Origin of the sequence: Rhodoplanes sp., from assembly GCF_013377085.1 — a bacterium.
Classification (GTDB): domain Bacteria; phylum Pseudomonadota; class Alphaproteobacteria; order Rhizobiales; family Xanthobacteraceae; genus Rhodoplanes.
Genome location: NZ_JACAAX010000022.1, coordinates 63,274 through 83,419, shown reverse-complemented (window position 1 = coordinate 83,419; position 20,146 = coordinate 63,274). Strand labels below are relative to the sequence as shown.

Here is a 20,146-nt window from a genome sequence, read left to right as displayed (position 1 = left end):
CCTTACGGCAGCACCACGCGGTTGCGCGAGAGATAGACCCGGTCGCCGCCGCGTTCCGCCTCGATCACCAGGTCCCACTGGCCGGACGGCACGTCCGTGGCCTCCCCGCGATAGATGCCGATGCCGCGCTCGACGATGCCGACCGTGCGATCCCCGCGCTTGTCGGTCGGACGGGACAATCGAGCCGTCACCGCAAGCCCGGAGATCGGCGTGTCGGCGGCGTCGCGCGCCTCGATCCGCACGCTGGCGCGGCTGTCGGGGGTGCGCTCCACATGCGCCGCGACCCGCCAGGCGCGCGCCGTCTGGGCCTGCGCCGCGGCGATCTCGCTCTTGTAGGCGAGGCTGGCCCGATACGGGCTGTCGACCTCGGTGCCCGGCAGCGTCTCGACCGCGAGCGTCATCATCACACCGTTGACGCCGATCACGACGGCGAAGAAGGCGAGCAGGTAGATCAGCACCCGCCTGCCCGTCAAAGGTCGTCCCGTGGCCGGGATGTCCGTATCCATGGTCGCGCTCCCTGTCCCGGTGGTCACGGGCCGAAGAAATGGTCGGTGGCGGTCGCCGTGTCGCCGGAGTCGACGTCGCGCGCCGTGAACGTGATGGCGTTCGACTTGTCGATGCGGGCGGCGGGCGGCACCGTGATCAGCACCCGCACCTCGCGGGTCTGGTCGGGACCGACGGCCACGATGGTGCGGCTCGCCGGCTCCTCGCCGATGACATGCACGGTCGGAATCGGCACGCCGGCGGCGGAGAGCTCGATGGTGCGCAGATCCGAGCGCTTGTTGAGGAAGCGGATCGTGTAGGCGTTGCGGGTCGAGCCGTCCGACAGGGAGACGAACAGCGGATTGCGGTCGTGCAGCACGTTGATGTCGATCAGCGTGCGGGTGGAGAGCGCGTAGAGCATCACGGCGCCGACCAGCGCGATGATGCCCGTGTAGATCAGCGTGCGGGCGCGGATGAAGCGGTAGACCGGCGCCTCGCCGGCGAGCCGGCGCTCGATGTTGACGTCGTTGTCGTAGGCGATCAGGCCGAACGGGCGGCCGACCTTGGCCATCACGGTGTCGCAGGCGTCGATGCACAGGCCGCACTGGATGCAGCCGAGCTGCGAGCCGTCGCGAATGTCGACGCCGGTCGGGCACACCGCGACGCATTGCAGGCAGTCGACGCAGTCGCCGGCCTTCTCGCCGAGCGACCGCAGATCGGCCGCCTTTTTGATCGAGGTGCGGGGCTCGCCGCGGTCCCAGCGATAGGTGACGTTGAGGGCCCACTCGTCGGTGAGAGCCGCCTGGATTCGCGGCCACGGGCACATGTAGATGCAGACCTGCTCGCGCAAGTGGCCGGCGAGCGTGTAGGTCGTGAAGGTGAGAATGCCGATGCAGGCATAGGCCACCATCGGCGCCTCGAAGGTGGCGAGCTCCTTCACCAGGGTCGGAGCGTCGGCGAAATAGAGCACCCAGGCACCGCCGGTCCACCAGGCGATGGTCAGCCAGATGCCGTGCTTGAGGGCGAGCTCGCCGACGCGGCGGGCGTCGAGCCCGGCCTTGGCCTTCAACATGCGCTCGCGGCGATCGCCCTCGATCCAGCGCTCCACCGCGTAGAAGAGGTCGGTCCAGACGGTCTGCGGACAGGCATAGCCGCACCAGATGCGGCCCGCGACGGCGTTCATCAGGAACAGCGTCATCGCGGCGATCACCAGCAGGCCGGTGAAGTAGTAGACCTCCTGGGGCCACAGCTCGATGAAGAAGAAGTAGAAGCGCGTGTTCGGAATGTCGACCAGCACGGCCTGGCTCGGCGAGTTGGGACCGCGGTCCCAGCGCACGAAGGGCAAGAGGTAGTAGATGCCGAGGAAGACCGCCATCAGCACCCATTTGACGGTGCGGAAGCGGCCGTGGACGCTCTGCGGATAGTTCTTCTTGGCCGATTCGTAGAGGGGGGCCTCCGGAAGAGCGGCGACGGGCGGCTTGACGGACACGTTCATGGGCGGGGGGACCATGTTGCTCCGGATGAGGGACCGCCCCGGTCCACCATGGCCGGGGCGATCCTTTCTAGAGGACGGGCGAGCCCGCCGTGTTGATCATTCTCAAGTATGAATATGTTACCGGCCGCCGCCGAGCGTGTGCACGTAGACGGCGAGCGCCTTGATGGTGACCGGGTCGAGACGATCGGTCCAGGCCGGCATCACGCCGGACCGGGCATTGGCGATGGTGTCGATCACGCTGTCCTGGTCGCCGCCATACAGCCAGATGCGGTCGGTGAGGTTCGGCGCCCCGAGCTCCTGGTTGCCCTTGGCGTCGTCGCCGTGGCAGACCGCGCAGTTGTCGGCGAACAGCTTCTTGCCGGCCTCGAGGTTGACGCCCTGCGGAACCGTCAGGCCCGAAAGCGAGCGCACGTAGCTCGCGACCTGGACGATCTCGTCCTTCTTCAGGGTGCCGTCCTTGCCGAACGCCGGCATCTGGTTCTCGCGCGCCTTGGCGTGACCCGAGCGGGCGCCGTACTGGATGGTCTGGTAGACGGCGTCGAGGGTACCGCCCCAAAGCCAGTCGTCGTCGTTGAGGTTCGGGTAACCTTTCGAGCCGGCGGCGCCCGAGCCGTGGCAGGGGGCGCAGTTGTCGCCGAAGGCGGCCCGGCCCTGGGCCCGCGCGAAGGCGAGCAGCGCCGGGTCCTTCTCGATGTCGACGAGCTCGGTCTTGCCGAGCGCGATCGACTTCGCGCCGCGCAACGCCTGCAGGGCCGCAATGTCGGCGGCGACATTCGCCCGCGACGAGTAGCCGAACAGGCCGGTCGTGTAGCTGGAGACCAGCGGCCAGGCCGGATAGACGATCCAGTAGGCGACCGACCACACGATGCAGGCGTAGAAGGTCCACAGCCACCAGCGGGGCAGCGGCGTGTTCAGCTCCTTGATGCCGTCCCACTCGTGGCCCGTGGTGGGCGTGCCGGTGACGGCATCGATCTCGTTCGTCGCCATGTCTTCAGTCCTCCCGCAGAGGCATCTTGGCCGCGTGGTCGAAGGTCGCGCGATTGCGCGGCCACAGCGCGTAGACGAGCACCGCCACGAACAGGGCGACGAAGATCGGCGTCCACCAGTTCACGACGAAGGTGCTGATCAGGGTCAATCCTGGCTCGATTCGCATGGATCCCCTCTCAGCGCAGATTCGCTTTTTCGTTGTAAAGCTTGAGATCCACCAGCGTGCCCATCATCTGAAGATAGGCGACGAGGGCGTCCATCTCGGTGATCCGCGACGGGTTGCCGTCCCAGTCGCGGGCCGTGCTCTTGGCATAGCGCTGCTGAAGCTCGGCGATGCCGGCGTCGTCGGGTGTCGCCTGGGCCTTGATGTCCTTGGCGGCGTTCTTGATCTGCTCGTCCGTGTAGGGCACGCCGACGAGCCGCAGGGTCTCCATGTGGCCGGCGAGCGCCTTGGGGTCGAGGTCGGTTCTGGCCAGGAAGGCATAGCCCGGCATGACCGACTGCGGCACCACCGAGCGCGGGTTGCTCAGATGGGCGACGTGCCACTCGTCGGAGTACTTGCCGCCGACCCGCGACAAGTCGGGGCCGGTGCGCTTCGAGCCCCACTGGAACGGATGGTCGTACATGCTCTCGGCGGCGAGCGAGTAGTGGCCGTAGCGCTCGACCTCGTCGCGCAGCGGCCGCACCTGCTGCGAATGGCAGACGTAGCAGCCTTCGCGGACATAGACGGTGCGACCCGCCAGCTCGAGCGGCGTGTAGGGCCGCATGCCGTCCACCTTCTCGATGGTGCTCTTCAGATAGAAGAGCGGCGCGATCTCGACGAGACCGCCGATCGAGATCACCAGCAGGATGCCGATGAGGAGGAGGATCGAGTTCTTCTCGAGGATCGCGTGTTTGGCCATGACAGACATGGTCGTTCCCTCTCTCACTCGGCCGGCTGCATGGCGGACTGTGCGACAGCGGCCGGTTCGCCCGACCGCACCGTCATCCAGACGTTCCAGGCGAAGATCAGCGCGCCGACGACGAACAGGCCGCCGCCGAGCGCACGGATCGCGTAGAACGGATGCATCGCCTCGACGGTCTCGATGAACGAGTATTCGAGGAAGCCGAGCGACGTGTAGGCGCGCCACATCAGGCCCTGCAGGATACCGGACACCCACATGGCCGAAACGTAGAGCACGATGCCGATGGTGGCGATCCAGAAGTGCCAGTTGACGGCCTTGAGACTGTACATCTGTTTCTTGTTCCACAGCCACGGCACCATGCAGTAGATGGCGCCGAACGAGACGAAGCCGACCCAGCCGAGCGCGCCCGAATGCACGTGACCGACCGTCCAGTCGGTGTAGTGGCTGAGCGAGTTGACGGCCTTGATGGACATCATCGGGCCTTCGAAGGTCGACATGCCGTAGAAGGCGACCGAGACGACCAGCATGCGCAGCACAGGGTCGGTGCGGAGCTTGTCCCACGCCCCCGACAGCGTCATCAGGCCGTTGATCATGCCGCCCCAGGACGGCATCCACAGCATGATCGAGAAGGTCATGCCGAGCGTCTGCGCCCAGTCGGGCAGCGACGTGTAGTGGAGATGGTGCGGACCGGCCCAGATGTAGAGGAAGATCAGGGCCCAGAAGTGCACGATCGACAGGCGATAGGAGTAGACGGGCCGCTCGGCCTGCTTCGGCACGAAGTAGTACATGATGCCGAGGAAGCCGGCCGTCAGGAAGAAGCCGACCGCGTTGTGGCCGTACCACCACTGGAACATCGCGTCCTGGACGCCGGCCCAGACGATGTAGGACTTCGAGCCGAACACCGACACCGGCAGGGTCGCGTTGTTGCCGAGATGCAGCACCGCGATGGTGACGATGAAGGCGAGATAGAACCAGTTGGCGACGTAGATGTGCGGCTCTTTCCGCTTGATGAGCGTCGCCAGGAAGACCAGCAGATAGACCACCCAGACAATGGTCAGCCACAGGTCGGCGTACCACTCGGGCTCGGCGTATTCCTTGCCCTGGGTGACGCCGAGCAGATAGCCCGTGCCGGCGATCACGATGAAGAAGTTGTAGCCGAGGATCACGAACCACGGCGCAAGACGGCCGGCGAGGCGCGCGCGGCAAGTTCGCTGGACGACGTAGAACGAGGAGGCGAGCAGGACGTTGCCGCCGAAGGCGAAGATGACGGCCGAGGTGTGGAGCGGACGCAGCCGGCCGAAATTGATCCATGGCAGATCGAAGTTCAGCACCGGATAGGCGAGCTCGAGCGCGATCCACAGTCCGACCACGAAGCCGGCGATGCCCCAGAACACCGCCGCCAGAGTCGCGAACTTTATCGGTCCGTCGTTGTAGTTCGCGCGGCCGTCGTCCGTCTCCTGCCCGGGCAGCTCGGCCGGACGGTTGAAGTAGCCACGGAAGATGAGGAAGACGGCCGCCACGCTGGCCGCTGCGGACAGAAAAGCATGGAAAGCGAAGGGTGCGTCGTGCGCCTTCGCGGCACCGACGAGGCAGAGCAGCGTCGTCACGGCGAAGACGAATGCGAGTCCGCCTTCACCGAATGTCATGGTCTTGCGAACCGTCGATTGAGCCATGATTGGGGCCTTGGGTTGCGGCGTTTTGAGGTCGAGCTGAATGGAGGAGCGTCTTGGACTAGTCAGGATGCATGGCTGCCGTGCATTGACGAAAGTCAATCCATGTCACTGTCAGGACCGCCTGATTGTCCAGTCTTCTTGACATCCGAATGGTCTTCTCGTCGTCCACTCCTTCGCGACATGTATCGGATCACCAACGGCAAAGAAAACGATACAGCGAACACTCGCGCGATGTGGTGGGCGCCGACAAACACCGGATCGATGTGCAAAGCCAACGCCAGCACCATCATCGCGTCGATCGCGCCCGGCGAGAACGCGACCGTGAGATCGCCGACACGCAGGCCGAGCCCGACCGCGAGCGCCAAGACGAAAGCGCCGGAGACCGCGATCGCGACGGCGAAGGATCCGAGCGCGGCGCCGAGATACGACCAAAGTATGAAGAGTGGCGTGTTGGTAAAACGCGATCCGCTGACCGCGCCGAGCCCGACCATCCCGCCGATCATCGCCCACATGGGCAGCGTGACGGTGATGAGGCCGGTGCCGTGCAGAATCGCCGACACCGCCATCGGGCCGATCATCAGGCCCCCGGGAAACCCGACCCGCAGCAGCAATGCCGCGACCGCGACCGCCGCGGCCACCATGACGGCGAGCTCGAGCGGCGCCGCGAACAGGCTCGACGGCGCCACCGCAAGGCGAGTCGGACCGCCCTGACCGAGCGCCGCGAGCAGCGCCGGCACCCCGACGGTCAGAATCACGACCCGCATGGTCTGCACGATCGCAATGCCGCGGACGTCACACTTCTCCTCGGCGGCGTGAACCAGCACCTGCGACAGCGCCCCGGGGACGCCGGCGAACAGCGCCGTCATGGTGTCCCAGCCGTGCACGCGGCGGAGATAGTACATGGTGGAGAGCGTCACGCAGGCCATCGCCACCACGACCGCGGCGATGCTGATCGGCCAGGCCGCGACGCCATGCAGCGACTCGGGATTGACCACGCTGCCGAGCGAGAGGCCGACGACCACGAAGAAGCAGCGCGCCACCGGGCGCGGCACGCCGACCGGCCGGCCGGCGAGCGCGGCGATCGCGACCAGCACCATGGCGCCGGCGAGATACGCGGCCGGGATGTTGGCGAGATTGAACAGCTCGGCACCGACCGCGCCGATGACCAAGGTCTCGAGGAGATTGAGGAAGGAGGGAGACGGCCGCTTTGCGCCGGAGTCCGGGCGCATCGAGTCGTGGGTAGGCTTCTGCATGGGGTCCTGCCGGTGAGGTCCCGTCATAGCAGACGCGGGCGGCCGCTGGCGACCGTCACGCCGCGACTGCATGGCGCCCCCGCGCCGACACCTCGCCGTCAAAAAAAGCGCCGTACCAAGGGTACGGCGCCTCGAGTTGAAGAGGATCGTCCGGGGAGGAGATGGACGATCGCTCCGAAAAGCGTCGCGCGCGTCTGCGCGTCAGTGCGCGCCGGTGAGCTGGCAGATCCGGCAGACGTCGTGCACCCGGACCTCTTCCTGCTTGTCGATCGCGATGATGCCGCGACGGCGCAGCTCGGAGAAGGCACGGGACACGGTTTCGAGCGTGAGGCCGAGATAGTCGGCGATCTCCTGGCGGGTCATGCCGAGGCGGACCACCGCCGAGTCGCCGCCGCAGCGCGGACCGGCGCAGTCGAAGCCGCCGCGGCCCGGCACGCAATGCATCACGAAGGTGGCGACCCGCTCGAGCGCCGACTTGCGGCCGAGCAGCACCGCGTGCTCGTGCAGGGCGCAGAGCTGGGCGTGGACATGGGAGCTGAGGCGGCGCAGCAGCTCGGGCGAGTGCTCGACGGCGGCGCGCTCGTAGGCGATCACGTTGCAGGAGACCAGGGTCTCGGCGGAGCAATCGTAGACCGGCAGGGCCGACAGGCCGAACACGTCGCCGGCGCTGAGGAGCTCGACCACCTGGCGGCGCCCGTCGGGCAGCAGCTTGTAGAGCATGACGGCGCCGTCGACGAGCTGGAACATGCGGTCGGCGCGATCGCCCTCACGGAAGATATGGGCGTGCTGGCCGACCCGCTGACGCTGGCCTTGCGGCTCCTCGTCGCGGCGGAGCGCGGCCTGAACCGGGGCGGGACGATGGGACGACGGGAGTCGGCAGGGCGACTCGACCGCAACAGAATAGGTCCGCGGTGCGATGGCTGGCTTCATGGGGGTCCTCGCCGGGCGAGCCGGGGGTTGAAACGCTCGGCAGCGCAATGGGACATTAGCGGAGGTGATTGCCGACACGTAATCTGGCATGAATGCTTACGGAGAAACCCTTATCGCAAATACATCTGATTTTGCAGTGACTTGCGAGAGTCGAAAAGGACCTTTCCGAGGCCTGTTTCGGGCCCTGCGGAGGAGGCCAAGTCGGTGCTTTTCTACCTCGTTTGGTGATCGCATTGCAGCAAAATTGTGTCAAGACCACCTTACGCCGGCAAGACCCCAGGACGCCTTCGACTTTCGCCGTAAGGGGATGCCCTCGAGGCGGTGGGCGCCCGTCGAGCCCCCACTGAAGGCCGTCACAGCCGGATGGCGGCGAGCTGCTGCGTGATGGCACCGTGCGACAGCGGCTTGCGGATGACGTTCGTCGCGCCGATACCGCGGAGCTGCAGGTCGATGGTGTTCTGCGACTGCCCCGACATGGCGACGATGCGGGGCGGATCCTTGAGGCTGGACAGCCACCGGATCAACTCGGCCCCGCTGATGCCAGGCAGCATGAGGTCGACGAAGACGATATCCTTGCCGGTCGGCGGCGCGCTGCGGAAGAAGTCCTCCGCATCGGCATGACGCACCACCTCGAATCCCAGGTACTCCAGCAGGATCGCGAGCGAGTCGCTCACGCCGGGATCATCTTCGACGACATGCACGGCCATTTCGGGACATCCGCCAGCTCGCAGCCCACGAGCTGCCGATCTTCCAAGATTGGAGCCTTGGGCCCACCTCTCAATTCGTAGTATACGCTATGTGAAAATACTTAGCCGATAGCGGTTGGTCGTCGGAGATCGATGCCGGAGCAGGCTGGAAGGGCGGGAGTCACGAATTACGGGGCGATTCCGACAGCACGATACGGACCAGATCGGCGGCGTTCTTGGCGCCGAGCTTCTCCATGATGCGGGCGCGGTGCACCTCGATGGTGCGCGGGCTGATGCCGAGCTGGCGGCCGGCCTCCTTGTTCGAGGCTCCGGCCGCGATCAGGTTCAGCACCTCCCGCTCCCGCGCCGTGAGCAGGTCGCTGCCCGGGAACTGGGTGAGGGTCTCGCCGAGCCCGGCGCGCGCCTGGCGCCGCCCGGCCGCCTCGATCGCCTCGTGCACCCGGTTGACCACCGTCTCGGCATCGAACGGCTTCTCGATGAAGTCGAAGGCGCCGTTCTTGATCGCCTCGACCGCCATCGGGATGTCGCCCTGCCCCGAGATGATGAACACCGGCGCCGGATAGTTCTTGGCGTTGAGCTCCTTGAGGATGTCGAGGCCGGACCGCCCCGGCATGTGGACATCGAGGATGATGCAGGCCGGAACACGGGAGCGCACGGCGGCCAGAAAGGAGTGCCCGTCCGCGAAGGTGGTGACGTGGTAGCCCTCCAGGGTCAGGACGACCGACAGGGCGTCGCGAACCGCCGGATCATCGTCGATGATGTGGATCTCACCAGCCGCGGTGGCGTTCTGACCCATTGGTACCGTCCTTGGTTTCTGCCGTCGCGCCCGCCGTCGCGTCGTCCGGCAAGGGCAGCAGCAACGTGAAGCAAGCGCCGCGCCCGCCGCCACCGCCGGGATCGACGGAGAGGTCACCGCCGTGGGTCTGGGCGATCGACTTCGAAATAGCAAGGCCGAGCCCCAGACCATGGCTCTTGGAGGATGAAAAAGCCTTGAACATCTCGCCGATGCCCTCCGGCCGGATGCCCGGGCCGCTGTCCAGCACACTCATGGCGACGCCGCCGGCGACCCGCTTGGTCGACAGCCGCACCACCTGGACGTCGCAGCACTTGATCGCCTCGAGTGCGTTTCGCACCAGGTTGACCACCACCTGCTGGATTTGCACCGGGTCGACCAGAACGGGCGGCAGCTCGGTGCCGAAGTCGCGCATGATCCTGGTGCCCGGCGGGCTGCCCAGGATGGTCAGCTCGAGCGCGTCCTCGATCAGCGGGTTTAAATCGACCAGCCGCCGCACCGGATCGCGCTTCTCGATGAACTGGCGCATGCGCTGGATGATGCTGCCGGCCCGCTCCGCCTCGTGGACGGCCTTTTCCAGGATCGCCATCACGCTGGTCGGGATCGCGTTCGCCGCGCCCTGCTTGGCGCATGACCGCTCCACCGCCTGGAGGTAGAGCATCAACGCGGTCAGCGGCTGGTTGAGCTCGTGGGCGAGCGCCGCCCCCATCTCGTCGACCGCCGAGACGCGCGCCATTCGCACCAGATTCGCCTGGAGCTGGTTGAGGCGCTGCTCGCTCTCGTTGCGGTCCCGCAGGTCCCGCATGATGCCGATGAATTGCCGCCCGGCCGAGGTGACCGCCTCGCCGACCGACAGGTGCACCGGGATCATGGTGCCGTCCCGGTGCTGGGCCATCACCTCGCGGCCGATTCCGATGATCTTCCGGTGCCCGCTGGAGAGGTAGTTGCCGATATAGCCGTCATGCGCCCGCGAGTGGCCGGTCGGCATGATGGCGTTGACGTTGCGGCCGAGCATCTCGACCGCCGTGTAGCCGAACAGGTGCTCGCACGCCTTGTTGTAGGTGAGGACGATCCCGCGCTCGTCGATGATGATGATGCCGTCGGCGGCAGTGTCGAGCACGCTGGCGAGTTGCGCGTCGGAAATGGCCGGCACCGTTCGTTGGCTGTTGCTGGCGCTGCCCCCGGGAGGAGCTTCGGCGCGCTCGAAGGGCTTCATCGACATGCAGACCCGTCCCTCTATCCGGGGTGCGATAATCGTAAGTATTTATCCCATAAGTACGGACCCGCAAACGGCAATGCAACGACTATCGCTCGCCGCCGCATCGGTTTCCCGCAGAACATCGCCCCGATGGACAAGCCCGGGCCGGTTATGCTGACCTTTCGGCTGGCCGGCGCCACCCGCCCCGGCCCCAGGAGGCGTTCGTGCCAAACGGCTGGGTCGCAGTCGCGGTCGCGCTCGGCTACATCGGGATGCTGTTCCTGGTGGCGAGCTGGGGCGACCGGACCCGCGCGCGCGCGCGGCGCCAGCGGTCGCGGCTGATCTATCCGCTGTCGCTGGCCATCTATTGCACGTCCTGGACGTTCTTCGGCTCGGTCGGGCTGGCCTCGCGGTCCGGCTTCGACTTCCTGGCCATCTATGTGGGCCCGATCCTGGTGATCGGCCTCGCCTCCCCGCTGCTGACCCGGATCGTCCGCCTCGCCAAGGGCCAGAACATCACCTCGATCGCCGATTTCATCGCCGCCCGGCACGGCAAGAACCAGGCGGTCGCCGCCATCGTGGCCGTGATCGCCATCGCCGGGACGATCCCCTACATCGCCCTGCAGCTCAAGGCCGTGTCGTCCTCGCTCGGCACCATCCTGGCCGAGATCGACCCCGGCACCCAGGGCGCCGAGGCGATGCTCGGCGACATCGCCCTGGTGGTGGCGCTGTCGATGGCGGCCTTCGCCATCCTGTTCGGCACCCGCCACATCGACGCGACCGAGCACCAGGACGGGCTGATTCTGGCGGTGGCGACCGAGTCGGTGGTCAAGCTGTTCGCCTTCCTGGCGGTCGGCGTGTTCGTCACCTACGCGATGTTCGGCGGCCCCGGCGCTCTGTTCGCCCGCGCCGTCGAGCGGCCGGAGGTCGCCCGCGTCCTCACCGGCGAGCTGGGCTTCTCGACCTTCGTCACCATGACGCTGCTGTCGGCCTTCGCGATCCTGCTGCTGCCGCGTCAGTTTCACGTCGCCGTGGTGGAGAGCAACAGCGAGGCCGAGGTCCGCCGCGCCGCCTGGCTGTTTCCGCTCTACCTCGTCCTCATCAACCTGTTCGTGGTGCCGATCGCGCTGGCCGGTCTGCTGACCTTCCCGAACGGCACGGTCGACGGCGACATGTACGTGCTGGCGCTGCCGCTCGCCGCCGGCTCGAAGGTGCTGGCCCTGGTCGCCTTCGTGGGCGGCCTGTCGGCCGCAACCGCCATGGTGATCGTCGAATCGGTGGCGCTGGCCATCATGGTCTCGAACGATCTGATGGTGCCGCTGGTGCTGCGGCGGCGCGGCGCGCTGATCGGCACGGTGGACAATGTCGGCGCCCTGCTGCTGCGGGTGCGCCGCTTCGCCATCGTGGCGCTGCTGCTGCTCGCCTATCTGTATCACCGCTCGGCCGGGCTGGCGCAGCTCGCCTCGATCGGCCTGCTGTCGTTCGCGGCGATCAGCCAGCTCGCCCCCGCCTTCTTCGGCGGCCTGTTCTGGCGGCAGGCGACCGCGCGCGGCGCCGTCGCCGGCATGGTGGTGGGCTTTCTCGCCTGGATCTGGACACTGCTGCTGCCGAGCTTCGTCGACGCCGGGATGATCGAGCGCAGCATTCTCACCGACGGGCCGTTCGGCCTCGCGCTGCTGCGCCCGCAGGCGCTGCTCGGGCTCGACCTGCCGCCGCTGGTGCACGGCGTCGCCGTCAGCCTCGCCCTCAACCTGTTCGCCTATGTGGCAGTGTCGCTGCGCCACGCCCCCTCGGCGATCGAGCGGCTGCAGGCCGAGATCTTCGTTCCCTCGCGGCTGAGCCCGGCGGCCCCGAGCTTCCGGCTGTGGCGCTCGGCCGCCACGGTCGAGGAGCTCACCGCGACGGTCGCCCGCTATCTCGGCGAGGAGCGCACCCGCACCGCCTTCGAGGCCTTCGCGGCGGCGCGGCGCATCACCCTCGATCCCAAGCACGAGGCCGATTTCCAGCTCCTGCAGCATGCCGAGCACCTGCTCGCCTCGGCGATCGGCGCCGCCTCCTCGCGCCTCGTGCTCTCGCTCCTTCTGCGCAAGCGGCTGATGTCGACCAAGGCGGCCCTCAAGCTGCTCGACGACGCCAACGCGGCGATTCACTACAACCGCGAGATCCTGCAGACCGCGCTCGACCATGTCCGCCAGGGCATCGCCGTGTTCTCGAAGGAGATGGCGCTGGTGTGCTGGAGCCGCCAGTTCGGCGAGCTCCTCGACCTGCCGCCGACGCTGGTGCGGGTGGGCACCACGCTCGACGACGTGCTGCGCTTCAATGCCGCCAAGGGCGCGTTCGGGATGGGCGAGGTCGACGCGCTGGTGCGCGAGCGGGCGGCCCGCTACACGGCGAGCGGCGAGCCGTTCCTGGAGCGATTCACCGGCCGTGGCCTCGTCATCGAGGTGCGGGTCAACCAGATGCCGGGCGGCGGCGTCGTGGTGACGCTGACCGACATCACCCCGAGCGTCGAGGCCGCCGAGGCGCTCGAGCGCGCCAATGACGAGCTCGAGCGGCGGGTGCGGCAGCGCACCGCCGAGCTGGAGCGGCTCAATGCCGAGCTCGCCGACGCCAAGGCCGCGGCCGAGAACGCCAATCTCTCGAAGACCCGCTTCCTCGCCGCGGCCAGCCACGACATCCTCCAGCCCCTCAATGCGGCGCGCCTCTACGTCACCAGCCTGGTCGAGCGGCAGGGCAGCAGCGGCGGCGAAGAGGCCAGGCTCGCCGGCAATGTCGACGCCTCGCTGGAGGCCGTCGAGGAAATCCTCGGCGCGCTGCTCGACATATCGCGGCTCGACACCGGGGTGATGAAGACGGAGATCAGCAGCTTCGCCATCGACGAGCTGTTCCGCCAGCTCGAGGTCGAGTTCGCCCCGCTCGCCCGCGAGAAGAACCTCCGCCTCACCTTCGTGCACTCGCGCCGCGCCGTGCGCTCCGACCGCCGCCTGCTGCGCCGGCTGGTGCGCAATCTCGTTTCCAACGCCATCAAGTACACCGAGCACGGCCGCGTGCTGGTCGGCTGCCGCGGCTGTGGCGACCAAGTGCGGATCGAGGTCCACGACACCGGCATCGGCATCGCGGCGGCGAGCCAGCAGGCGATCTTCGAGGAGTTCCATCGGCTCGAGCGCGGCGCCCAGGTGGCCCGCGGGCTCGGCCTCGGCCTCTCCATCGTCGAGCGCATCGCCCGGGTGCTCGACCATACGGTGGCGCTGCGCTCGGAGGTCGGGCGCGGGTCGCACTTCTCGGTGACGCTGCCCCGCGCCGTCGCCCCGGCCGTCGAGCCGGGCGAGCCGGCCGCCGTGCGGCCGCACGGCCAACTGACCGGCTCGCTGGCGCTGTGCATCGACAACGAGCCGACCATCCTGGACGGCATGGAGACGCTGCTCACCGGCTGGGGTTGCGACGTGATCAAGGCGGCCGACCTCGCCGGCGCCGTGGCGGCGGTGGAGCAAACCGGCCGCCGGCCGACCGTGCTGCTGGTCGACTATCATCTCGACACCGGCAACGGGATCGACGCCATCGTCGCGCTGCGCGGACGCTACGGCGAGGCGCTGCCCGCCATCCTGCTCACCGCCGACCGCACCCGCGAGGTGCGCGAGACCGCCCGCATGCTCGACATCCGCATGCTCAACAAGCCGGTCCGCCCGGCCCAGCTCCGCGCCCAGCTCACCCAGTGGCAGGCCCTGCGCGTGGCCGCAGCGGAGTGAGGCGAGGCGGCCCACGGCATGAAGGCGAAAGCGCAGACGGATTGCTCGCGGCTCTTGCGTTCCCTCCCCCCTTGTGGGGGAGGGACAGGGAGAGGGGTACACCGCCGGCGATCGGTCGAGGGGCTCACCCCCCTCTCCACCTCTCCCCCACAAGGGGGGAGAGAGCAGGCTGCGGCCCGCGGCATCGACCTACAATACAGCGGCTCAGATCGAATCAATGCTGCGCGGCGGAGGCCGGCGGCCACTGGCCGATCTCGATCTTGGAGGCGGCGATGACGGCCTGGGTGCGGCTCTCCACCCCGAGCTTCTGCAGGATGGCGGAGACATGGGCCTTCACGGTCGCCTCGGAGACCGACAGCTCGTAGGCGATCTGCTTGTTGAGCAGCCCCTCCGACAGCATCATCAGGACGCGCACCTGCTGCGGCGTCAGCGTCGCGAAGCGGGCGAGCGCGGCCGAGGTCTCGGGATCGGCGCCGGCGTCGAGATCGATGTCGGGCGGCGTCCACAGGCCGCCGTGCAGCACCGCCATGATGCCCTGCCGCATGACGTCGACGCCGAGCGTCTTCGGGATGTAGCCGGCGGCGCCGAAGTCCATGCAGCGGCGAATCACACCGGGGTCGTCGGTTCCCGACACGACGACGACCGGGACGCTCGGATACTGGGCCCGCAGATAGAGGAGCCCCGAGAAGCCGCGCACCCCCGGCATGGCGAGGTCGAGGAGGATGAGGTCGACGTCCCCGCCGCGATCGAGCAGCGCGGAAATCTGCTCGAACGATCCGGCCTCGGCGATCTCGACCCGCTCGAACAGGCCCGACACCGCCTCGCGCATCGCCCCACGGAACAGCGGATGGTCGTCGGCGATCACCAGCCGATAGAACGTGATGTCACTCAAGTTCGAATCCTGCCCCTTGATTCGGGCGTGATGGTGCGCGACCCGGCCCGGATTGCGGTCCCGCGCCTCCGCCCGCTGACGGTGATCATAGGCCAAATATGGCCGCCGCCCAATCGGGGCTTATGCAAATGACGTACGTGCTTACACGGGTGATCCGCCACCGGATCGAACGGGGCATCGGCCGAGCGGGACTCGAAGGAACCGGCCGGCCGGACCGATCAGGCGGGCCCGCCCAGGAACTGCAGCACCACCTCGCGCCGGTGCGGCCGCGCCCGATGCTCGGCGACATAAAGGCCCTGCCAGGTGCCGAGCGCGAGCGCCCCGTCGACCACCGGCACGGCCAGCGACACGCCGGTCAGCATGGTCTTGACGTGCGCCGGCATATCGTCCGGCCCCTCGGCATCGTGCACCCAGCCGGCGTCGGCCGGCGCGAGGACGTCGAGCGCCGTCACCAGGTCGAGGCGGACGTCGGGATCGGCGTTCTCCTGCACGACCAGCGACGCCGAGGTGTGGCGGATGAACAGAAGGAGCGTGCCGTCGCGCCCGCCGGCCGCCGCGACGAAGCGCCGGGCCTCGTCGGTGATCTCGACGAAGCCGGTCCCGCGGGTGGCGACCGTCAGGGTGGCGGTGGCGATGCGCGCGACACTCGGCGAACGGACCGCGGACAGGGATCCCGGCATGGCGTCCCCTCCCCTGCGACTCAGGTCTTGCCGAGGTCGCGCTGCAGGTTGTTCATCATCTCGATCAGCCGCCGCCAGGCGCGCTCGACGAAGCTCAGCGCCCGGTCGAGGTCGGCGTCGGCCGAGCGCCCGGCATCGGGCGGCGGCGCCGCGGCCTGCGGGCTGACGCCGCCCGGCAACGGCAGGCCGCGCTCGAGCAGCGCCTTCTTGAGGGCGACGTTCTCGGCCTGCAGCCGGCTGATCTCGGCCTCGAAGGCGGAGCGGTCGTCGGGCGCCGCCTGGCAGGCCCAGCCGGACGCCCGCAGGGTGCACAGCGACACCTGGCCGGTGCGAAGATCCAGCCGGGCGAAACCATCGGCGGTCCGGTGATAGCCGAAGCGGCTGGTGTCGGCGTCCGGCGGCAGCGGTGGGGCCTGGGCCAGCACCGCCGTTCCGGCGAGCATCCCGGCGGCGACCGCTCCGGCGGCGACCACCGCGGCCTTCTCGAGCGAGCTTCGAATCATCACGGATCCTCTCGGCTGCGTCGTCGGTCCCGCGATCGCGGCGCCACCACGAGCATAACGCCGATTACGGCAATTCGGCATTCCCGGCGCGTTGCGGCACGACGTCCGTGACAGCACCGATAAGCCGGCCCTATTATGGGTCTAAAGCCTTCGCTGCAGTGCCGTCGAAGAGTTGCCGAATTCTTGACTCGGTTGTCCCCGCTCAGTATGGTCCGCGCGGCTTTGGCGGGGGGGCGGACGTCCGACCGGACGTCGTGGCGCGGGAGGCGATATCGTGGCCCCGAACGCGCACGACAGGGACGACCGCCCGGCCGAGGAAGCCGATCTCTCCGCGAGGCTCCAGCGTCTCGGCGAAAAGCTCGACCGGCACCGGGAGAGCATCACGCCGGGAGATGCATCCGCCCCGCGATCAGGCCCGCGCTTCGCGGGTTTTGCCCGCGGGTTCCGGCTCTCTTCCGAGTTGGTCGCGGGCGTGATCGTCGGAGCCGTCATCGGCTGGTCTCTCGACCATTGGCTCGGCATCTCGCCGTGGGGGATGATCATCTTTCTGCTGGTCGGCTTCGCGGCCGGCGTGGTCAACGTCATGCGCGCCGCCGGCGTGGTGCCGGACCCGGGGGCGAAGGATCGCGACGCCTGACGACGGCCTCGAGCGCCGCCGGGACATAACTGAAGGGGACCACCGAGGTCATGGCCGATCCGATTCATCAGTTCGAGATCGTCAATCTGTTCCCGCTCGGCAAGATCGGTTCCACCGAGATCCAGTTCACCAATTCGGCGCTGTTCATGGTGGTGGCGGTGGCGGTCACCGGGCTCCTGATGCTCGGCACAACGTCGGGCCGCCAGCTCGTCCCGGGCCGCCTCCAGGCGATGGCCGAGGTGACCTACGAGTTCGTCGCCGACATGATCCGCTCGACCGCCGGCGAGGAGGGAATGCGGTTCTTCCCGCTGGTGTTCTCGCTGTTCTGCTTCATCCTGTTCGCCAACGTGATCGGCATCGTGCCCTACACGTTCACGGTGACGAGCCACATCGTGGTGACGGCATCGCTGGCGCTCCTCGTCTTCTTCACCGTGATCGTCTACGGCCTCTATTCGCACGGGCTCGGCTTCTTCCGCCTGTTCGTGCCGCACGGCATCCCGGGCTACATCCTGCCCTTCGTGGTGCTGATCGAGATCGTGTCGTTCCTGTCCCGGCCCATTTCCCACAGCGTCCGACTGTTCGCCAACATGCTGGCCGGCCACATCACCCTGAAGGTGTTCGCCGGCTTCGTCGCCGGGCTGGGCGGCGCGCTCGGCCTGGTCGGCTGGGTGGGCGGCACGCTGCCGCTCATCATGGTGATCGCGCTGACCGCGCTCGAGCTGCTGGTCGCCTTCCTGCAAGCCTACGTGTTCACGCTTCTCGCCTGCATCTATCTGAGCGACGCCCTGCATCCGGGCCACTGACGACAACCCGATCTCTCCAATCCAGCACGAAAGAAGGAGCTTCCACATGGATCCGATCGCCGCCAAGTACATCGGCGCCGGCATCGCCTGCATCGGCATGGGTGGCGCCGCGCTCGGCGTCGGCCAGATTTTCGGCAGCTATCTGGCGGCCGCGCTGCGCAATCCGTCGGCCGCCCAGGGCCAGTTCGGCAACCTGATCTTCGGCTTCGCCATCACGGAAGCGCTCGGCATCTTCTCGCTGCTGATCGCGCTCCTGCTGCTGTTCGCCGTCTGACGAACCGCCTCCGGTGACGCGCGGACGCTCCGCGTCCGCGAGACACCTCGACACGCTGCCGACACGCCGACGCGCCGAATCAGGGAGGGGCCGATGGCCCAGCCGACTCACGCCACGACGGAGCACACGCCGACCTCCGGGCACGGCGGCGGCTTTCCGCCCTTCAAGGCGGAGACCTACGCGTCCCAGCTCCTCTGGCTCGGACTCTGCTTCGTCGTCCTCTACGTGATGGTGGCGAAGCTCGCACTGCCGCGGATGGCCGGAATTCTGGCCGACCGCCGGGCCCGCATCGACGGCGATCTCGGCGAGGCGGTCCGCCTCAAGGGCGACGCCGACGCGGCGGTGGCGACCTATGAGAAGGCGCTCGCCGACGCGCGCAACCGCGCCCATGCGATCGCGACCGAGACGCGCGATCGGCTCACCGCGGAGGCGGACGCGCATCGCAAGTCGGTCGAGGCCGAGTTCGCCGTGAAGCTCGCGGCCGCCGAGAGGTCGATCGCGGCCAGCAAGACCGCGGCGATGTCGAACGTGCGCGGCATTGCGGTCGACGCCGCCGGCGCCATCGTGAACCGGCTGATCGGCAAGGCGCCGAGCGAGGCGGCGGCGGCCGCCGCGGTCGATCACGTGCTCAAACGCTGAAGGGCGCCGCCATGGTCTACGAAGCCGAATTCTGGGTCGCCGTCGCCTTCGTGCTGCTGATGCTGGCGCTGGTGAAGCTCGGCGCCCACAAGACCGTCACGGGCGCGCTCGACGGCCGCGCCGCGCGCATCCGCGCCGAGCTCGACGAGGCCCACCGGCTGCGCGCCGAGGCCGAGGCGTTGCTCGCCGAGTATCAGCGCCGCCGCAAGGAGGCCGAGCAGGAGGCCGAGGCGATCGTCCAGACCGCCAAGGCCGAGGGCGAGCGCCTGCAGGCGGAAGGCAAGGCCAAGGTCGAGGAGTTCGTCGTCCGCCGCACCAAGATGGCGGAGACCAAGATCGCCCAGGCCGAGGCGCAGGCGATCGCCGAGGTCCGCAGCGCCGCCACCGACGCCGCCGTCGCGGCCGCCGAGACGCTGCTGGCCGATGTCGTCAAGGGCAAGGTCGCGACCCAGCTCGTCGCCGACGGCATCAAGGATTTGGCCGGCAAGCTGAACTGAGCGTCGACGCCATTTCTCACGGCGCCTTCGTCATTGCCGGGCTCGACCCGGCAATCCATCCAGCCATGAAAAGCCGTTTGTTTCGATGGATACGCGGGCTCGACCCGCGTATGAGGCGGAGGATTCGCGGCGAGCCGTCGCTCATACCGACCGTCACAAGCTCCGACTCGTCATTCGCGGGCTCGACCCGCGAATCCATCGCTCAAAAAAGAGCTTCTTTCGAATGTCGATGGATTGCCGGGTCAAGCCCGGCAATGACGACGAAGGTCGATGAAAACGAAGCGTGGTATCACCCCTGCCGCGGCTTGCGGGGGGCCGCCGGCTTCTTTTCCTGGGCCGCGCCCTGCGGATCGAAGCCGATATAGATCACGTATTTGTCGAGATCGGCCGGCGACGGCACCGGCACCGCCATGTCCTCGGACACGTGGGTGAACGCCACGTTGGGCTGGCCGGGCGGCACCGTGACGGGCAGCATGTAGAGCTTCGACCAGATCGTCTTCGGCTCGATACCTTCCCGCACCAGCGCATAGCGCAGCGGCACCATGGTCTCGCCGGGCGCGCCGGCCGGTCCGAGAATCAGCCGGCCCTGCACGCCGATCTTGATGGCGAGCGTGCCGGCCGTGACGGTGCATTGGCGCGCCGTGCGCCCGAAGGTCGCCTGGTAGCGCAGCGCCATCGCCTGGTCGTTGCCGGGCGCGTTCATCTGCAGGGTCGCGGCGCCCTGGCGGATATCGACCGGCGGGCAATCCACGTCGAGCGTCGACAAGGTCGAGCCCGCACCCGCCGGTTGTCCTGGCGCGGCCGCCTGCGCCTCCGAGCCGCTGCCGAACAGGCTGCGGAAGCGGTCCGCGAAGCCGGACGACGACTTGTCGGGCGGCGCCGGTTGCCCGCTGAAGAACTCGTCGGTCGACGAGCACGCGCCGACCAAGGCTGCCGTGAGTAGGCCCACCGCCAGGCACCCCAGACGTCCCGCCGTGCCAAGCCTGCTTCGCCCCACCATGATGTCCACCCGTACGCTTTTCTGACCGCCTTCATCATGCCGAACCGTGGC

The 20,146-nt window shown here is 68.1% G+C and carries 21 protein-coding genes; 6 read left to right on the top strand and 15 right to left on the bottom strand.

Going from position 1 to position 20,146, the window contains the following annotated elements:
- Positions 1–2: 2 nt before the first annotated feature.
- From HXX10_RS16470 to HXX10_RS16420, 11 genes are all read right to left on the bottom strand, one after another.
- Entirely contained in the window at positions 3–506 is a 504-nt protein-coding gene (locus HXX10_RS16470) for a FixH family protein (protein ID WP_296523853.1), read from the bottom strand.
- Between the two features lie 23 nt (positions 507–529).
- A complete protein-coding gene (gene ccoG / locus HXX10_RS16465; RefSeq protein ID WP_296523852.1) occupies positions 530–1,993 on the bottom strand; it encodes a cytochrome c oxidase accessory protein CcoG in 1,464 nt (487 codons plus the stop codon).
- Between the two features lie 102 nt (positions 1,994–2,095).
- A complete protein-coding gene (gene ccoP / locus HXX10_RS16460; RefSeq protein ID WP_296523851.1) occupies positions 2,096–2,965 on the bottom strand; it encodes a cytochrome-c oxidase, cbb3-type subunit III in 870 nt (289 codons plus the stop codon).
- Positions 2,966–2,969: 4 nt separating this feature from the next.
- Positions 2,970–3,131, bottom strand: coding sequence for a cbb3-type cytochrome c oxidase subunit 3 (locus HXX10_RS16455; RefSeq protein ID WP_296523850.1), 162 nt, complete (start codon positions 3,129–3,131; stop codon positions 2,970–2,972).
- A 10-nt stretch (positions 3,132–3,141) separates the two neighbouring features.
- Positions 3,142–3,876 carry a cytochrome-c oxidase, cbb3-type subunit II gene (gene ccoO, locus HXX10_RS16450; RefSeq protein WP_296523849.1) on the bottom strand — a complete coding sequence of 245 codons (735 nt, stop codon included), beginning with the start codon at positions 3,874–3,876 and terminating at the stop codon, positions 3,142–3,144.
- A gap of 14 nt (positions 3,877–3,890) precedes the next feature.
- Positions 3,891–5,543: a cytochrome-c oxidase, cbb3-type subunit I gene (gene ccoN, locus HXX10_RS16445; protein ID WP_296523848.1), complete on the bottom strand. Its 1,653-nt coding sequence runs from the start codon at positions 5,541–5,543 to the stop codon at positions 3,891–3,893.
- 95 nt (positions 5,544–5,638) lie between these two features.
- Positions 5,639–6,796, bottom strand: a complete 1,158-nt coding sequence (locus tag HXX10_RS16440) for an AbrB family transcriptional regulator (RefSeq protein ID WP_296523847.1) — start codon at positions 6,794–6,796, stop codon at positions 5,639–5,641.
- 201 nt (positions 6,797–6,997) lie between these two features.
- Positions 6,998–7,726, bottom strand: coding sequence for a helix-turn-helix domain-containing protein (locus HXX10_RS16435; RefSeq protein ID WP_296523846.1), 729 nt, complete (start codon positions 7,724–7,726; stop codon positions 6,998–7,000).
- A gap of 353 nt (positions 7,727–8,079) precedes the next feature.
- The gene (locus tag HXX10_RS16430) at positions 8,080–8,433 is read right to left on the bottom strand and encodes a response regulator (protein WP_296523845.1); all 354 of its coding nucleotides are present in this window, start codon (positions 8,431–8,433) and stop codon (positions 8,080–8,082) included.
- Positions 8,434–8,593: 160 nt separating this feature from the next.
- Positions 8,594–9,229: a response regulator gene (locus tag HXX10_RS16425; RefSeq protein WP_296523844.1), complete on the bottom strand. Its 636-nt coding sequence runs from the start codon at positions 9,227–9,229 to the stop codon at positions 8,594–8,596.
- Positions 9,201–10,448, bottom strand: a complete 1,248-nt coding sequence (locus tag HXX10_RS16420) for a nitrogen regulation protein NR(II) (protein WP_296523843.1) — start codon at positions 10,446–10,448, stop codon at positions 9,201–9,203. The genes HXX10_RS16425 and HXX10_RS16420 overlap by 29 nt, the downstream gene beginning before the upstream one ends.
- Before the next feature lie 248 nt (positions 10,449–10,696).
- Between HXX10_RS16420 and HXX10_RS16415 the strand changes: the two genes are divergently transcribed.
- Entirely contained in the window at positions 10,697–14,170 is a 3,474-nt protein-coding gene (locus HXX10_RS16415) for a NahK/ErcS family hybrid sensor histidine kinase/response regulator (RefSeq protein WP_296523868.1), read from the top strand.
- 214 nt (positions 14,171–14,384) lie between these two features.
- Here HXX10_RS16415 and HXX10_RS16410 read toward each other — a convergent pair whose 3' ends face one another.
- From HXX10_RS16410 to HXX10_RS16400, 3 genes are all read right to left on the bottom strand, one after another.
- Positions 14,385–15,062 carry a response regulator transcription factor gene (locus tag HXX10_RS16410; RefSeq protein ID WP_296523842.1) on the bottom strand — a complete coding sequence of 226 codons (678 nt, stop codon included), beginning with the start codon at positions 15,060–15,062 and terminating at the stop codon, positions 14,385–14,387.
- 218 nt (positions 15,063–15,280) lie between these two features.
- Complete coding sequence (locus HXX10_RS16405; protein ID WP_296523841.1) at positions 15,281–15,742, bottom strand: secondary thiamine-phosphate synthase enzyme YjbQ; 462 nt, start codon at positions 15,740–15,742, stop codon at positions 15,281–15,283.
- A gap of 20 nt (positions 15,743–15,762) precedes the next feature.
- A complete protein-coding gene (locus HXX10_RS16400; RefSeq protein WP_296523840.1) occupies positions 15,763–16,245 on the bottom strand; it encodes a hypothetical protein in 483 nt (160 codons plus the stop codon).
- 274 nt (positions 16,246–16,519) lie between these two features.
- Here HXX10_RS16400 and HXX10_RS16395 point away from each other — a divergent pair, with 274 nt between their 5' ends.
- From HXX10_RS16395 to HXX10_RS16375, 5 genes are all read left to right on the top strand, one after another.
- Complete coding sequence (locus HXX10_RS16395; protein ID WP_296523839.1) at positions 16,520–16,882, top strand: AtpZ/AtpI family protein; 363 nt, start codon at positions 16,520–16,522, stop codon at positions 16,880–16,882.
- A 50-nt stretch (positions 16,883–16,932) separates the two neighbouring features.
- Positions 16,933–17,685: a F0F1 ATP synthase subunit A gene (locus HXX10_RS16390; RefSeq protein ID WP_296523838.1), complete on the top strand. Its 753-nt coding sequence runs from the start codon at positions 16,933–16,935 to the stop codon at positions 17,683–17,685.
- 46 nt (positions 17,686–17,731) lie between these two features.
- Positions 17,732–17,959: a F0F1 ATP synthase subunit C gene (locus tag HXX10_RS16385; protein WP_296523837.1), complete on the top strand. Its 228-nt coding sequence runs from the start codon at positions 17,732–17,734 to the stop codon at positions 17,957–17,959.
- 93 nt (positions 17,960–18,052) lie between these two features.
- A complete protein-coding gene (locus tag HXX10_RS16380) occupies positions 18,053–18,598 on the top strand; it encodes a F0F1 ATP synthase subunit B' (RefSeq protein WP_296523836.1) in 546 nt (181 codons plus the stop codon).
- 11 nt (positions 18,599–18,609) lie between these two features.
- On the top strand, positions 18,610–19,095 hold the full coding sequence (locus tag HXX10_RS16375; protein WP_296523835.1) for an ATP F0F1 synthase subunit B: 486 nt from the start codon (positions 18,610–18,612) through the stop codon (positions 19,093–19,095).
- Positions 19,096–19,384: 289 nt separating this feature from the next.
- Here HXX10_RS16375 and HXX10_RS16370 read toward each other — a convergent pair whose 3' ends face one another.
- Positions 19,385–20,044: a hypothetical protein gene (locus HXX10_RS16370; RefSeq protein ID WP_296523834.1), complete on the bottom strand. Its 660-nt coding sequence runs from the start codon at positions 20,042–20,044 to the stop codon at positions 19,385–19,387.
- Positions 20,045–20,146: the final 102 nt, after the last annotated feature.